Here is a 15,269-nt window from a genome sequence, read left to right on the forward strand (position 1 = left end):
TGTGCTATGGCGGAATCACTCAATATACCCTGTGAAAAAAAATCTGAGGTTTATCTCTGCCCGATGACGCAGTTTGTAAACCTGATTTCCGGTAAGTGGGCCATCCCGGTGCTCTATCGCCTGATTATGCTCAATGCACCGGTCCGGTTTGGCGATCTGCTGCGCGCCGCTGCCCCCATCACGCAAAAAGAGCTCACGAAGCAGTTGCGCCTGTTTGAGCAGCGCGGGCTGGTGTCGCGCACTATCTACCCGGAGATCCCACCGCGGGTGGAGTATCAGATAACCGCGCTGGGGTTAACCCTCCAGAGTGCGCTCTCCCCGCTGGCCGACTGGATGAGCGAATACGGCGATCGCCTTGAAAAGTAATCCTCAGTTTGCGAAACGCTTCCCGGAAAATTGTCACGAATCTGTCACACTCACTGCGACATTTTAAAACGAGTGAGGAATTAGGGATGAGAAAAGCACTACTCGCGCTGGCAATCGCCGGTTCCATTGCAGTGACATCTGGCGTGCAGGCGCAAGAGACGCCGGAAGGGTATCAGCTGGAACAAGTTTTAATCATGAGTCGCCATAATTTGCGCGCGCCGCTCGCCAATAATGGCAGCGTGCTCGAGCAATCCACACCGAAGCAGTGGCCAGAATGGGAGGTGCCAGGCGGTCAGCTCACCACCAAAGGTGGCGTGCTTGAAGTCTATATGGGCCACTATATGCGTGAGTGGCTGGCACAGCAGGGGATGGTGAAAACCGGCGAGTGCCCGGCCGCGGATAGCGTATATGCCTATGCCAACAGCCTGCAGCGCACTGTCGCCACCGCGCAGTTCTTTATCACCGGCGCCTTCCCGGGGTGCGATGTGCCTGTGCATCATCAGGAAAAAATGGGCACCATGGATCCGACCTTTAACCCGGTGATTACGGATAACTCACCTGAATTCCGTGAAAAAGCGCTGAAGGCGATGGAGACTGAGCGGCAGAAAATGCAGCTTGGCGAGAGCTACAAGCTGCTGGAGCAGATGACGAATTACGCCGATTCACCGTCCTGTAAAGAGAAGAACGTGTGCTCGCTGGCAGAGGCGAAAGATACCTTCAGCGCCGACTATGAAAAAGAACCTGGCGTATCGGGGCCGTTAAAAGTCGGTAACTCGCTGGTGGATGCCTTCACGCTGCAGTATTACGAAGGCTTCCCGGCAGACCAGGTTGCCTGGGGTGAAATTAAAACCGATCAACAGTGGCGCGTGTTGTCGCAGCTGAAAAATGGCTATCAGGACTCGCTGTTTACCTCCACCGAGGTGGCGCAAAACGTGGCCAAACCGCTGGTGAAGTATATCGACCAGGCTCTCGTCACCGGGCAGGCGAAAGCGCCGAAAATCACCCTGCTGGTGGGGCATGATTCCAATATCGCGTCGCTGCTTACGGCGCTGGATTTCAAACCGTACCAGCTGCATGACCAGCACGAGCGGACGCCAATTGGCGGGAAAATTGTTTTCCAGCGCTGGCATGATAAAAGCGCCAACCAGGAGCTCATGAAGATTGAGTATGTCTATCAGAGCGCCGACCAACTGCGTAACGCCAGCGTACTGTCACTGGATGCGCCGGCGCAGCGTGTGACGCTGGAGCTGAAGGGGTGTCCGGTTGATGCGAACGGTTTTTGCCCAATCGATAAATTCAATGTGGTGATGAATAACGCGGCGAAATAGGTAAAACCCCCCGCTCAGGCGGGGGGAAACGTTCAGACGTTTTTACGTTCGATGGTTTGCTCACCCCAGAAGAGCGCGTCTTTGTCCGTTTTCCCGAAGGCACGTTCCAGCACTTCATCGCTGCCTTCTTCCCAAATCTGCTCTGCCAGCTTCTCGTCATAGTTCGCGACTTCAAAAATGGCTTCGGCGATCTCCGGAGAGGTGTTGCGTAAACTTGCCCATTCACCCACGCGGTGGGCTTTGGATTCTTGAGTTGGCATACTTGTCCTCCTGTTGAGTTAGCCGTTCAGTTTTTTGGCGAGGCCTGCGACATACTCACCCTGATAGCGGGCGATAGTGAGCTCTTCGTTGCTCGGCTGTCGGGAGCCATCGCCACCGGCAATGGTGGTGGCGCCGTACGGTGTCCCGCCACGAACCTGGGAAATATCAAACAGTTCCTGCGCGCCGTAGCCAATCGGCACAATCACCATCCCATGATGAGCAAGGGTAGTCCAGGTTGACGTAATCGTCTGCTCCTGACCGCCGCCGGTCCCGGTGGAGCTGAAGACGCTGGCGAGTTTGCCGTATAACGCTCCGGATGCCCAAAGTCCTCCGGTTTGATCGAGGAAGGTCCGCATCTGGCCTGACATATTGCCAAATCGGGTAGGGGTGCCGAAAATAATGGCATCGTAATCAGCCAGTTCCTGCGGGGTGGCAACCGGGGCATTTTGTGTTTTCCCCCCGGCTTTGGCGAACGCCTCAGCCTGCATCGTTTCCGGTACGCGTTTCACCACAACTTCTACGCCGTCCACTCTGTTTGCACCTTCTGCTACCGCGTGAGCCATGGTTTCAATGTGTCCATACATGGAATAATAGAGCACCAGAACTTTTGCCATTTTGCATCACTCCTCGTTTGTGTTTTCTGACAGCGGATCGCTGCGTTCATTTAAAGATATGTCATCACAGCCAGACTGCAAAAATGAACGGCATTTCTTTGATTTATAACAATATGGATACAAAAGCGCTTTGTAGCAAAATGAAACAACTTTCCCGCTGCGGATTTTTAAAATGATAAGAAAGGCTTATAAATGGCCGTCGCGTAATCTCACCCGAATGGCTGAGATCATGTTGCAGAATATTACCTCTGACTTGCCGGATAGCCGCATTCCACTAAGCTTAATTTCACGCGGCACAGATAAAGGCACTGTCCTTCAGCCGCGCGGTGAAAGAATCCTCTTTTACTGAATGCAATATGATGTCTAATGTTTCACACTCTGGAGGTTAGAGATGGCAAACCATCGTGGTGGTTCAGGTAATTTCGCTGAAGACCGTGAAAGAGCATCAGAAGCAGGTCGTAAAGGTGGCCAGTCTAGCGGGGGGAATTTCAAAAATGACCCTCAGCGCGCATCAGAAGCTGGCAAAAAAGGGGGCAAAAACAGTCATGGCAGCAATAAGTAATACGCCGGGCTGATACCCTGCCGCCGGGATCTCCCGGCGGTTTTTTATTTCTGCAACATTGAACTGTAACCAAAGGCATCGCACACTAGAGGATTGATGCTTATTTGCTGGTGCCGCATGTCTCTCTCCCGTTTCACATTCTCCGTCAAACCTCAGGAAGCCCTTCTCATTCTGATCACCATGTTCTGGGGCGGAACCTTTCTTGCCGTCCAGTACGCGGTCACGCTGAGCGGTCCGTTCTTTTTTGTCGGCCTGCGCTTTGCGACGGCGGCGATTGCCGTGGGATTACTCTCGCTTAAAACCTTGCGCGGGCTGACGCTTAAAGAACTGAAGGCCGGGGTGGCCATTGGGGTTGCGATTGCCATGGGCTACAGCCTGCAGACGTGGGGATTACAGACCATCACCAGCAGCAAATCGGCGTTTATCACCGCCATGTATGTGCCGCTGGTGCCGTTACTGCAATGGCTCTGTCTGGGGAGAATACCGGGTCTGATGTCCTGCACGGGGATCGTGCTGGCGTTTATTGGCCTTATCTTGCTTGCCGGGCCGGAAAACAATCTGCTGGCGCTGGGGCCGGGCGAAATCATTACGCTGGTGGGCGCTATCGCGATTGCCGCGGAAATTATTCTGATCAGCGCCTGGGCTGGCAAAGTGGACGTCAAGCGCGTCACCGTGGTTCAGCTGGCGACCGCGTCGCTGGTGGCTTTTGCCACCATGGTGCCGGCAGGGGAGTCTGTTCCGCCGATGTCCACCGGGCTGGTTGTGGTGGCGCTGGGGCTGGGCATCTTTAGCGCCATTATTCAGGTCACCATGAACTGGGCGCAGCGCAGCGTTTCCCCGACGCGTGCGACGGTTATCTATACCGGCGAACCGGTATGGGCGGGCATTTTTGGGCGTATCGCCGGAGAGCGTTTACCGCTGCTGGCGCTGGTGGGTGCGGCGTTTATTGTCGCCGGCGTGCTGGTGAGTGAGCTGAAGCTGAAACGGAAGAAAAAAGCGCTGCCAGAGCGTGACAGCGCTGCGATAAATCAAGAGTCCTGATGTACTACGTCGCCCTGCGGTGCGGCCGCTTCCCGGCGGCTCAGCAGGGCGTTAAGCAGGATTGCGCCAAAGGTTGCGGTGCCAATCCCACCAATGGTGAATCCGCCCAGCGTCAGGGCAAAATCTCCCGCCCCCAGCACCAGCGTGACCGCCACCATAATCAGGTTGCTGTTCTGGCTCAGATCGACACGATGCTGCACCCAGATGCGTGCCCCGGCAACGGCAATCAGACCAAATACCACAATCGATGCCCCACCAATCACCGGCGCGGGAATGGTGTGGATCAGCGCGCCGAATTTCGGTGAGAACCCGAGGAGCATCGCCATCACCGCAGCCGCCACGAAGACCAGGGTGGAGTAAACTTTGGTCACTGCCATCACGCCAATATTTTCAGCGTAGGTCGTTACGCCGCTGCCGCCGACCGAGCCGGAGAGCATGGTAGCCAGACCGTCGCCGACAAAGGCGCGGCCTATGTAAGGGTCCATGCTGCGCCCGGTCATACCCGCAACGGCTTTCAGATGGCCTAAGTTTTCTGCCACCAGGATCACCGCAACCGGCGCAATTAACATCATCGCCTGCGTGTTAAAGACCGGAGACGTCACCTGCGGCAGGCCGAACCAGGCGGCGTTATGCAGCAGCGTAAAATCAACCGGCTTGCCCAGACCGAAGACGTTTGCCAGCAGGGCGTACACCAGACAGGCAACGATTAACCCCACCAGGATCAACAGTCGCTGGATCATCCCCCGCGTAAACACCGCCACCAGGCCAATGCAGAGTACCGTGATCACCGCCATCCAGCTTTCAAAGGGCGAACCGGAGACGCTTCTGACGGCTATTGGCGCAAGGTTCAGACCAATTGCCATCACCACTGCCCCGGTGACGACGGGAGGCATCATCCGCTCTATCCAGCGCGTCCCGACCTTCATGACCACCAGGCCAATCAGCGTGTAGACCAGCCCGCAGGCGATAATGCCGCCGAGCGCGACGCTCAGATTCGGGTTGATGCCCTGACCGTTAAAGCCGGTGGTGGCGATGACCACGCCGACAAACGCAGCGCTGGAACCAAGATAGCTGGGCACGCGCCCGCCGGTGATGAAAAAGAACAGCAGGGTACCGATACCCGACATCAGAATGGACAGATTGGGATCAAGCCCCATCAGCATGGGCATCAGCACCGTTGCGCCGAACATCGCGACCGCGTGCTGAACCCCCATCACTAAGGTTGGTCCGAGCGGGAGCCTTTCATCCGGCGCGACCACGCCAGGTTCCGTAGAGGTCGATTTCAACTGCCAGTGGGGAAAACCGAACATTGCCATGAGCTGACTCCTTAAGGAGGGTTAACAGGCGGGTCGCATAAGCGCGTGATAGCCGCGGTCAAACCACACCAGCCCTTGCGGCGCGGGGTGGCGAATAATCGAAACGATGTCGCAAAACAGGATGTCGTGCGTGCCCACGCTCACCACCTGGCTGATACGGCAGTCAAACGAGGCCAGCGCCTCCTCCAGACGCGGGCACCCCGTTTCGCCGGTCTCCCAGCGCGCGGCGGCGAAGCGCTCGTCCATCGGGGTTTTCCCCCCAAACAGGTTTGATAGCGGCTCTTGTCCAGCGCTCAGGGTATTGACGCACAGGGTGCGGTTTTCACTGAAGGTCGGCCAGACGGATGCGCCACGGTTCAGGCATACCAGCAGCGTGGGCGGTGAATCCGTTACGCTGCACACCGCGCTGGCGGTGAAGCCCGCCATCCCGGCAGGACCGTCGGTGGTGATGATATTGACCGCCGCACCGACGCAGGCCATGGCATCACGGAAGGTTTGTTTATCGGGTGTCATCATGATGGCTCCTTATGCCAGTGCGCATGCGTCTTCAAAGGCCAGACGCGGCAAACGGCCGTAGAGTTTGCTGGTATCGCCATAGCCAATATTGATAAGCAGATTACTTTTCAGCGACGTGCCGGTGAAAAACGCGTCGTCGACTTTTTGGCGATCAAAGCCTGACATCGGGCCCGTATCGAGCCCCAGCGCCCGACAGGCGAAAATCAGGTAAGCCGCCTGCATCGCGCTGTTGCGAAAGGCGGTCTCTTCGGCAAGCGCCGGGCTTGAGGTAAACCAGCTCCGCGCATCCCCGTGGGGGAACAGGGCGGGCAGGCGTTCATAAAATTCACTATCCCAGGCGACAATCGCCGTGACCGGGGCGGTAAGGGTTTTCTCCAGGTTGCCGCTGGAAAGCGCCGGACGCAGTTTTTCTTTTCCCTCTGCGCTTCGTACAAACACAATCCGCGCTGGCGAGCAGTTGGCGGACGTGGGACCCCATTTCATCAGGTCGTAGATCTCGCGCAGCGTCTCGTCGCTGACGGGGATCGCCTGCCAGCCGTTATGGGTGCGTGCGCCGGTAAACAGTGATGCCAGCGCGCCAGGGGTAATCGCTTCGCTCATCAGGGCTCCTTATAAAGCGGGTTCAGGGCTGTGCAGCAGGCTGGCAAGCCCGTTCAGCAGCAGCGTATTAAAAGTTTCTGGCTCGGTGACGTTGCAGGCGTGCCCGCCCTGGCGCATCACCACCTTGTGGCTGCCGGGGATGGCGGCCTGCAGCTCAGTGGAACAGACCGCAGGGATGAGCAGATCGTCGGCGGAGCAGATGAGGTGTACCGGGCAGTGAATGCGTGACGCATGGCGACTGAAGTCCGCTTTCTTCAGGGCATTCAGCCTGTGCAGCAGGTTGTTTTTGCCCTGGAAGTGGGCCAATGCCAGGGCCTCTTCGGCCTCCAGGCGCGGCGCACGGGCGGCCATCCAGTCGGCCGGGTAAAGAAACAGCGGCTGCGCCTCTACCCACGCCTGTGCGCCGCCTGCATGAAGCAGGCGTTCGCGGATCTGGAAACAGCGTCGGGTATGAGCATTCAGAGTGAGCCAGCCGTTCACGCACACCAGCGCGCTGAGGGCCTCGGGGTGGTCGAGCGCCAGCTGCAGGCCGATCAGCGCCCCCAGCGCATGACCCACGACGCAGTAACGAACGATCCCGGCGGCATTCAGCGCCCGGGCCAGCTCGTCGGCCATCATCGCCAGGCTGTAGGCTTCCGGCAGCACGTCGGGATTATTGCCCGTCCCGCGCTGGTCGTAGCACACCACCTGGTACTCTTGCTCCAGGACGGCAAGCTGCGGTAACCAGTAGCTGCCGCCCCCGCCAAGCCCGGCAATCAGGACTACCGTGGGCGCGCCGTCGTAAGGGGGAGGTGAGACAGAGAGCTTCATGGCCGCCTCACTTTGCGATGTGTGCAACGGTCGCGATTTCAACCAGCGCATCTGGCTTCACCAGCCCACACTGAATGCAGAACCGGGCCGGTTTATCACCGGGAAAGAACTCGGCGTAAATGTCGTTAATCGCGGCGTAGTTTTTCCAGTCGGTGATAAAGATACTGTTGAACGTCACATCCTCCATTGTGCCACCCGCTGTTTCGATCACTTTTTTGATCGTCTCCAGCACGTGGCGGGTTTGCGCCTTTGGGTCGTTGGGGTAGACCACGTTATTGTGCTGATCAAACGGCAGCGTGCCGGATACATACACCACACTATCGGCCAGCGTGCCGGGCACGAACGGGGCAATCGGGGTACTGGTTCCTGGCGGAATAATCACGGATTTCGGCATGGTCTTGTTCCTCAGGCAATACGGGCTAGCGGTGGATTCAGGGCGTCGCAAAAATCCGCGACGTTACTGACCCAGCCAAAAAAGGTTTCGATGTTGAACAGGGCCGCTTGCTGCGCAAACGCCGGCCCGGCCTGATGGGTGGCGTCTTCCAGCACCACGCCAAAATATTCCAGGAAGAAGCCGTCGCGCAGGGTGGATTCCACGCAGACGTTGGTAGCGATGCCGGTAAAGACCAGATGACGGATCCCCCGGCTGCGCAGCAGGCTGTCGAGCGGAGTGTTGAAAAAGCCGCTGTAGCGCGGTTTGGGCAGCACGATATCGCCTGCCTCTGGCACCAGCTCATCCACCAGCTGGTAATCCCAGCTGCCTTTCGCCAGCAGTGTGCCCTGCAGTTCGGGCCGTTTGCGCATGGTTTTCAGGGCGTTCGATTTATGGAAATTGGGAGAGCCCGGGCCACCGGCCTCCACATATTGATCGTCCCAGCCGTTCTGGAACCAGACGATCAGCATGCCTGCCGCGCGGGCTGCGTTGACTGCGGTTTTAATGTTTTCAATCACCGGTCGGGTGGTGGAGACGTCAAATCCCGCCAGATCCAGATAGCCGCCCTGGCTGGCATAGGCGTTTTGCATATCCACCACAATCAGGGCGCTTTGGTGCGGCGCAAAGGTGATGGCTTCCGGACGTGCTGCAAGCGTGGTCATTACGCGACCTCCTTTGTGATGGCAGGAATGTGGGCGCGGCACTGCATCAGCGGCTGAATGCGCTCGCCGAATGTTTCCACACCGGTCAGGAACTCATCGAAGGTCAGCAGCACGCCTTCCGCACCGGGCACGGCGGCCACTTCATCGAGCATTCTGGCGACGCTGGCATAGGAACCGACCAGCGTGCCCATGTTGATGTTGACCGCTGAGGTCGGGTCGGCCATCTGACGGACGTTGGTGTCCGAGCCGGAACGGGTATCTTTCTGGCTCTGTTCGGTGAGCCAGCTCAGCGCTTCATCGTCCGCGCCCGCCTTATACCGTTCCCATTTCGCGCGGGCGGCGTCGTCGGTTTCGTCGGCAATGACCATAAACAGGACATAGGAACCCACATCGCGACCGGTTTTGTCCGCGGCCTCTTTCATGCGTGCCGCGGTCGGGGCGAAGGCGGCTGGGGTATTCACGCCTTTGCCAAAGCAGAAGTTGAAGTCGGCGTATTTAGCGGAGAATTCCATTCCTGCGTCGCTCTGCCCGGCGCAGATCACTTTCATCGGGGCGGAAGGCTGCGGGCTGACGCGGCAGTCGTTCATGGTGAAGTAATCACCTTTGAAGTCGCTTTTGCCGGTGCCCCAGAGATCGCGCAGCACCTGCACATACTCGGTCAGGTAGTCATAGCGGCGGGAGAAATACTCGTCGCCCGGCCAGATCCCCATCTGCTCATACTCAGGTTTTTGCCAGCCCGTAACCAGGTTAACGCCAAAGCGACCACCGGAAATGGAGTCGATGGTGGAGGCCATTCTGGCAACGATCGCTGGCGGCAGGGTGAGGGTGGCGGCCGTCGCGTAGATCTGAATGCGCGAGGTGACGGCTGCCAGCCCGGCCATCAGGGTGAAGGACTCCAGGTTGTGATCCCAGAATTCGGTTTTGCCGCCGAAACCCCGCAGCTTGATCATCGAAAGCGCAAAATCGAAATGGTAGTGCTCCGCCTTTTGCACGATGGCCTTATTCAGCTCAAAAGTAGGCATGTATTGCGGGGCGGTGGTCGAGATTAGCCAGCCGTTGTTGCCGATAGGTACAAATACGCCAATTTTCATCACGAACCTCTCTTTACGACGTTGCAGGTAAAAAGGGTTTTGCAAAGGCAATGCCAGTTTTGAAAATGGCTTTGTTATTAATGTGTTAATCAATGGTTGGTTAATTGAGGTATGCAAATGTGGACTAAATGGTCAAAAACATTGCACAGAAAACAGGCATTCATGCGCGATCGGAGTGCAGAGTGTCGTGGTCGGTGAGGGGTTTTGCTATGCTGATGGCAACGCAAAATATGGAGAGCGGGAATGACACAAGGTGCAGTGAAAACACCCGGTAAACGTTCGCAGGCGGTCAGTGCGAAGAAGCAGGCCATCCTCGGTGCGGCGCTGGAGACCTTTTCGCAGTTTGGTATTCATGGCACGCGCCTTGAGCAGTTGGCGGAACAGGCCGGGGTGTCGAAAACGAATCTGCTCTACTACTACCCGTCGAAAGAGGCGCTTTATATTGCGGTGATGCAGCAGATCCTTGATATCTGGCTGGCGCCGCTCAAGGCGTTTCGCGAAGAGCTTGCCCCGCTGGTGGCGATCAGGGAGTACATTCGCCTGAAGCTGGAGGTGTCGCGTGATTATCCGCAGGCGTCACGGCTGTTCTGCCTGGAGATGCTGCAGGGCGCACCGCTGTTGCAGGCGGAACTGACCGGGGATTTAAAACAGCTGGTTGACGAGAAATCGGCCATTATTGCCGGATGGGTGGCGGGCGGGAAGCTGGCTCCAGTTGACCCGCATCATCTGATCTTTATGATTTGGGCCTCCACTCAGCATTACGCTGACTTTGCGGCCCAGGTTGAAGCGGTGACCGGTAAAACGCTCCAGGATGAGGCGTTTTTCCACAGCACGCTGGAAAACGTTCAGCAGATGATCATTGAAGGGATCCGCGTGCGTTAGTTTCCCGGCGGAAGAGGGCAGCTTAAATCGCCCTCTTCACACTGCATCAGTGAGGCAAGAAACGCTTCACGCTCAACGGTTTTTTCGTTCAGGCACTGGCTGATGATCATCGGCTGAACGCTGCCTCCCTCAGTACCCGACCCGATAAAGTTGCAGTCGGCATCGCGCAGGGCAATCCACGCTTGCTGTGCTTTTTTCAGAAGCTCACGCTGTGGGGCTTCTGCGCGTTTGATGGCAGCCTGATACGTCTGATTCAGTTTTTTATCGGCGGCCTGGTACTGCTGCGCCGTACAGGTGTTCATTTCAAGCTGGGTGGTCGCATTTGCGCACTCTTCTGCCAGCGCGTTCGCGCTCAGCAGCAATGCAGCCCCCGCGATCAGATATCTTTTCATCATCCCTCCATGTAAAAAAGCCGGATGCGCTGTGCTTATCCGGCCCTGGTTATTTTGTCACCCCGGTAAGCGTAGTGCCACCGGGGATATTTTACACGATTAACCGATTGTCATCAGGCTCGCGTTACCGCCCGCCGCCGCGGTGTTCACGCTAAGCGAGCGCTCAACGTACAGACGTTCCAGCAGCAGATTGGTTTCGCCGCGGGCAAAGCCCTGTACCGAAACAATCGCACCGCTGCGGGCCGCCACCTGCTCGCACAGTTCGCGCAGCTGGTCGGAATCACCGTGATAGATAACGGCATCAAACGGCTGAGTCAGCAGGGCATCGGGCTTCGTAAAATGAATGCGGGCAGAGACCGCTTTCGGCAGCTGTTTCGCGAGGTCACGATGCAGTGCATCTTCCGGCCACAGCACTTCACAACCGGTTGCAGCAGCGGCGGCCAGCTGAACCAGTGCATCCTGCTCGTTGTCCGCCACGCACAGCACACGCTCGCGCGGCATCAGCGTCCAGGTGTTGCGCTCACCGGTTGGCCCCGGCAGCAGGCGCTGCGTACCCGCCTGCGCCAGTTCGCCATACTGCTGTGCGACAGCGCGCAGTTCCGGGCGTTTTTCTGCCCACGTGATGAGCGCTTCAAGCGGCTGTGTCAGCACGGCCTTCAGCTGCGCGTCCACCGGACGTTCGGCATCCTGACGTGCCAGCGTCACGCCGAGCGCATTGTCCGGACGGTTTGCCAGCAGACGGTACAGGTAGAGTGGACCACCGGCTTTTGGACCGGTACCTGACAGACCTTCACCGCCGAACGGCTGTACGCCCACCACCGCGCCGACCATGTTACGGTTGACGTACAGGTTGCCTACTTTAGCGCTGCCGGTCACCTGAGCGATGGTCTCATCGATGCGGGTATGCACGCCGAGGGTCAGGCCATAGCCGGAGGCGTTAATCTGTTCAATCAGCTCGTTGAGGTTGTTACGGTTGTAGCGCACCACGTGCAATACCGGGCCAAAGACCTCTTTTTTCAGCTCGTCGAAGCTGGCCAGTTCAATCAGCGTTGGCGGCACAAAGGTGCCGGTCTGCCACTCGCGGGCATCCTCGTTGTTTTCACGCACGGCCTGGAAGACCGGACGGCCTTTGGCGCGCATGGTCTGAATATGGTTTTCGATATTTGCTTTGGCTTCCGCGTCGATAACCGGCCCGATATCGGTCGTGAGACGGCCCGGGTTACCCATGCGGCATTCGGCCATCGCGCCGCGCAGCATCTTCAGCGTGTGGTCTGCCACGTCATCCTGCAGACACAGCACGCGAAGGGCGGAACAGCGCTGGCCCGCGCTGTCGAAGGCGGAGGCGAGAACATCGACCACCACCTGCTCGGTGAGCGCGGAGGAGTCGACGATCATGGCGTTCATGCCGCCGGTTTCAGCGATGAGCGGCGTTGGACGCCCCTGTGCATCAAGACGGGTGGCGATGTTGCGCTGCAGCAGGGAGGCCACTTCAGTTGAGCCGGTAAACATCACGCCGCGCACACGGTTATCGGCGGTCAGTTTCGCCCCAACCGTTTCACCGCGGCCCGGCAACAGCTGTATGACACCCGCAGGCACGCCCGCTTCCAGCAGAATGTTAATACCCTGAGCGGCAATCAGCGGGGTCTGCTCCGCCGGTTTTGCCAGCACGCTGTTGCCTGCGGCAAGTGCGGCGGCAATCTGGCCGGTGAAGATCGCCAGCGGGAAGTTCCACGGACTGATACACACCACCGGACCGAGAGGACGGTGGGTTTCGTTATCGAAATCATCACGAACCTGGCCTGCGTAGTAGTGCAGGAAGTCGACCGCTTCACGAACTTCGGCAATGGCGTTGCTGAAGGTTTTACCTGCTTCGCGCACCAGGATCCCGATGAGCGACTGCATCTGGTCTTCCATCAGCACCGCAGCACGTTCCAGAATGGCGCCACGCTCTTGCGGCGGCGTCGCGAACCAGATTGGCGCGTTATTCACCGCGCTGTCCAGCGCCTGATCCACTTCTGCTTCGGTTGCTTCACGCACGTAGCCGACGATATCTTTTGGCTCCGCCGGGTTAATCACGGGCTGCATTTCGCCATCAGCGACGGGCTGCTCCAGAATCGGTTTGGCCTGCCATTTCTGCAGCGCGCTGTTGAGCAGGGCGGAGGAGAGGGAGGCCAGACGGTGTTCGTTCGCCAGGTCCAGACCCGCGGAGTTCACGCGACCTTTGCCGTACAGTTCACGCGGCAGCGGGATCTTCGGATGCGGCAGGCCAATCTGACCTTCCTGAGCCGCCATCTTCTCAACCGCCTGCACCGGATCGGCAACCAGCTCGTCAAGCGGCAGGGTGGTATCGGCGATACGGTTAACGAAGGAGGTGTTCGCCCCGTTCTCCAGCAGACGACGCACCAGGTACGCCAGCAGGGTTTCATGGGTGCCCACCGGGGCATAAATACGGCACGGACGGTTCAGTTTGCCATCCGCCACTTTACCGGTGACCTGCTCGTACAGCGGTTCACCCATGCCGTGCAGGCACTGGAACTCATACTGACCCGGATAGTAGTTCTGTCCGGCCAGGCTGTAGATGGCCGCCAGGGTGTGGGCGTTATGGGTGGCAAACTGCGGGTAAATCAGGTTCGGCACGCCGAGCAGTTTTTTCGCGCAGGCAAGGTAGGAGACATCGGTGTAAACCTTGCGGGTATAGACCGGATAGCCTTCCAGACCTTCCATCTGGGCGCGTTTAATTTCGCTGTCCCAGTATGCGCCTTTTACCAGGCGGATCATCAGGCGACGGCGACTGCGGCTTGCCAGGTCAATCAGGTAATCAATCACGAACGGACAACGTTTCTGATACGCCTGGATAACGAAACCAATTCCGTTCCAGCCTGCCAGCTCCGGCTCGAAGCACAGTTTTTCCAGCAGATCGAGGGAGATCTCCAGGCGGTCGGCCTCTTCGGCATCGATGTTGATACCGATGTCGTACTGGCGCGCCAGCAGGGTCAGGGATTTCAGGCGCGGATAGAGCTCTTCCATCACCCGGTCGTACTGCGCACGGCTGTAGCGCGGATGCAGGGCCGAGAGCTTGATGGAGATCCCCGGGCCTTCATAAATACCGCGACCGTTTGACGCTTTACCAATGGCGTGAATCGCCTGCTGGTAAGAGACCATATAAGCCTGCGCGTCGGCGGCGGTCAGCGCCGCTTCACCCAGCATGTCGTAAGAGTAGCGGAAACCTTTATCTTCGAGCTTACGGGCGTTGGCCAGCGCTTCCGCGATGGTTTCGCCGGTAACAAACTGCTCGCCCATCAGGCGCATCGCCATATCCACGCCTTTGCGGATCAGCGGTTCACCGCTCTTGCCGATGATGCGGTTCAGGGAGCGAGAGAGGTTGGCTTCGTTATGAGTCGAGACCAGTCGGCCGGTAAACAGCAGGCCCCAGGTCGCCGCGTTGACGAACAGCGACGGGCTGCGGCCAATGTGTGACTGCCAGTTACCGTTGCTGATTTTGTCGCGGATCAGTGCGTCACGGGTGGCTTTGTCAGGAATACGCAACAACGCTTCCGCCAGACACATCAGCGCTACGCCCTCCTGAGAGGAGAGGGAAAACTCCTGCAGCAGACCCTGTACCATTCCGGCGCGGCCGGTGGCATTTTTCTGGTTACGCAGTTTGTCGGCAAGCTGATACGCCAGGCTGTGCGCCTGAGAGGCAATGGCTTCTGGCAGACGGGCCTGCTCCAGCAGCATCGGTACGGCGTCGGTTTCGGCACGACGGTAAGCACCGGTAATGGCGGCGCGACTGACCGACTGAGGCAGGATCTGCTCGGCGAATTCAAGGAACGGCTGATGGTTTTCGTCAGCAGCGGCGGAAACCTCATCACTTTCATTGGCTGCACCCGCCAGCAGCGCGGGCAGCTCTGGCAGCCCCTCATCGCTTTCGAGTCTTTCGAGGTAGTTAAAAATCGCCTGCTTGATTAGCCAGTGCGGCGTGCGGTCAATGCGGGTTGCTGCGGTCTTAATCCGTTCGCGGGTTGCGTCATCCAGCTTAACCCCCATGGTGGTCATACCCATGCCAAAGCTCCTGTTGTTCTGTCGTCGTGTGCTATCGATAGCGTGAAATATCCACCATGTTGCAACTTTGTGCAACCGTGTTAAATGTGACTTGGTTTGCAACCCAGAAAATGAATGGATTGTTAAGAGATGGTTAGATGGAAAAAAGTGCTGGCTTCTGGATGAGAGGCCTGTTTTTATGCGGGACTTAACACTTTTAAAAGGTGCAACCCGTAAAAGCGTGAGCGAGTGCAACCTATACGAAAGACGTATAAAACCAGGGATGAATTTGATGTAAATGCAGTGTTAAATCGTTTGTGTGCGAGCACTGCTTACGGCAGGATACGCGCGGCC

At 58.0% G+C, this 15,269-nt stretch carries 16 protein-coding genes; 5 read left to right on the plus strand and 11 right to left on the minus strand.

The window, feature by feature from the left end:
* Positions 1 to 6 precede the first annotated feature (6 nt).
* Both JTA15_RS03705 and agp read left to right on the plus strand, forming a co-directional pair.
* Positions 7 to 366, plus strand: a complete 360-nt coding sequence (locus JTA15_RS03705; RefSeq protein WP_014169488.1) for a helix-turn-helix domain-containing protein — start codon at positions 7 to 9, stop codon at positions 364 to 366.
* Between the two features lie 86 nt (positions 367 to 452).
* Complete coding sequence (agp, locus tag JTA15_RS03710) at positions 453 to 1,694, plus strand: bifunctional glucose-1-phosphatase/inositol phosphatase (protein WP_219372884.1); 1,242 nt, start codon at positions 453 to 455, stop codon at positions 1,692 to 1,694.
* Positions 1,695 to 1,726: 32 nt separating this feature from the next.
* Here agp and JTA15_RS03715 read toward each other — a convergent pair whose 3' ends face one another.
* Together JTA15_RS03715 and wrbA are read right to left on the minus strand one after the other, a co-directional pair.
* Positions 1,727 to 1,954, minus strand: coding sequence for a YccJ family protein (locus JTA15_RS03715; protein ID WP_014169490.1), 228 nt, complete (start codon positions 1,952 to 1,954; stop codon positions 1,727 to 1,729).
* 18 nt (positions 1,955 to 1,972) lie between these two features.
* Complete coding sequence (gene wrbA, locus JTA15_RS03720) at positions 1,973 to 2,569, minus strand: NAD(P)H:quinone oxidoreductase (RefSeq protein ID WP_014169491.1); 597 nt, start codon at positions 2,567 to 2,569, stop codon at positions 1,973 to 1,975.
* Positions 2,570 to 2,960: 391 nt separating this feature from the next.
* Between wrbA and JTA15_RS03725 the strand changes: the two genes are divergently transcribed.
* Together JTA15_RS03725 and JTA15_RS03730 are read left to right on the plus strand one after the other, a co-directional pair.
* Positions 2,961 to 3,131 (plus strand): general stress protein, encoded by a 171-nt coding sequence (locus tag JTA15_RS03725; RefSeq protein ID WP_001273664.1) that lies wholly within the window; start codon positions 2,961 to 2,963, stop codon positions 3,129 to 3,131.
* Positions 3,132 to 3,248: 117 nt separating this feature from the next.
* A complete protein-coding gene (locus JTA15_RS03730; protein ID WP_041162529.1) occupies positions 3,249 to 4,172 on the plus strand; it encodes a DMT family transporter in 924 nt (307 codons plus the stop codon).
* Here JTA15_RS03730 and rutG read toward each other — a convergent pair.
* Genes rutG through rutA form a run of 7 tightly spaced genes read right to left on the minus strand, consistent with a single transcriptional unit; the run spans position 4,160 to position 9,600 of the window.
* Positions 4,160 to 5,488 (minus strand): pyrimidine utilization transport protein G, encoded by a 1,329-nt coding sequence (gene rutG / locus JTA15_RS03735; protein WP_148575915.1) that lies wholly within the window; start codon positions 5,486 to 5,488, stop codon positions 4,160 to 4,162. The two genes, JTA15_RS03730 and rutG, sit on opposite strands and share 13 nt — an antisense overlap.
* 21 nt (positions 5,489 to 5,509) lie before the next feature.
* Positions 5,510 to 6,004 (minus strand): NADH-dependent FMN reductase RutF, encoded by a 495-nt coding sequence (gene rutF / locus JTA15_RS03740; protein ID WP_014169496.1) that lies wholly within the window; start codon positions 6,002 to 6,004, stop codon positions 5,510 to 5,512.
* A 9-nt stretch (positions 6,005 to 6,013) separates the two neighbouring features.
* Positions 6,014 to 6,604: a malonic semialdehyde reductase gene (locus JTA15_RS03745; protein ID WP_025204485.1), complete on the minus strand. Its 591-nt coding sequence runs from the start codon at positions 6,602 to 6,604 to the stop codon at positions 6,014 to 6,016.
* 9 nt (positions 6,605 to 6,613) lie between these two features.
* On the minus strand, positions 6,614 to 7,414 hold the full coding sequence (rutD, locus tag JTA15_RS03750; protein ID WP_044867236.1) for a pyrimidine utilization protein D: 801 nt from the start codon (positions 7,412 to 7,414) through the stop codon (positions 6,614 to 6,616).
* A 7-nt stretch (positions 7,415 to 7,421) separates the two neighbouring features.
* Entirely contained in the window at positions 7,422 to 7,808 is a 387-nt protein-coding gene (gene rutC, locus JTA15_RS03755) for a pyrimidine utilization protein C (RefSeq protein ID WP_219372885.1), read from the minus strand.
* Positions 7,809 to 7,819: 11 nt separating this feature from the next.
* A complete protein-coding gene (gene rutB, locus JTA15_RS03760) occupies positions 7,820 to 8,509 on the minus strand; it encodes a pyrimidine utilization protein B (RefSeq protein WP_219372886.1) in 690 nt (229 codons plus the stop codon).
* Entirely contained in the window at positions 8,509 to 9,600 is a 1,092-nt protein-coding gene (gene rutA, locus JTA15_RS03765; protein WP_025204484.1) for a pyrimidine utilization protein A, read from the minus strand. Before rutA ends, rutB begins: the two co-directional genes overlap by 1 nt.
* Positions 9,601 to 9,843: 243 nt before the next feature.
* Here rutA and rutR point away from each other — a divergent pair, with 243 nt between their 5' ends.
* A complete protein-coding gene (gene rutR / locus JTA15_RS03770; protein ID WP_219372887.1) occupies positions 9,844 to 10,482 on the plus strand; it encodes an HTH-type transcriptional regulator RutR in 639 nt (212 codons plus the stop codon).
* On the opposite strand, the gene JTA15_RS03775 is transcribed toward rutR, so the two are convergent.
* Together JTA15_RS03775 and putA are read right to left on the minus strand one after the other, a co-directional pair.
* Positions 10,479 to 10,874, minus strand: coding sequence for a lysozyme inhibitor LprI family protein (locus JTA15_RS03775; RefSeq protein WP_020884714.1), 396 nt, complete (start codon positions 10,872 to 10,874; stop codon positions 10,479 to 10,481). The two genes, rutR and JTA15_RS03775, sit on opposite strands and share 4 nt — an antisense overlap.
* Before the next feature lie 99 nt (positions 10,875 to 10,973).
* On the minus strand, positions 10,974 to 14,936 hold the full coding sequence (gene putA, locus JTA15_RS03780; RefSeq protein ID WP_219372888.1) for a trifunctional transcriptional regulator/proline dehydrogenase/L-glutamate gamma-semialdehyde dehydrogenase: 3,963 nt from the start codon (positions 14,934 to 14,936) through the stop codon (positions 10,974 to 10,976).
* Positions 14,937 to 15,269 lie beyond the last annotated feature (333 nt).

This window comes from Enterobacter sp. BIDMC 29 (assembly GCF_019378755.1).
Classification (GTDB): domain Bacteria; phylum Pseudomonadota; class Gammaproteobacteria; order Enterobacterales; family Enterobacteriaceae; genus Enterobacter; species Enterobacter ludwigii.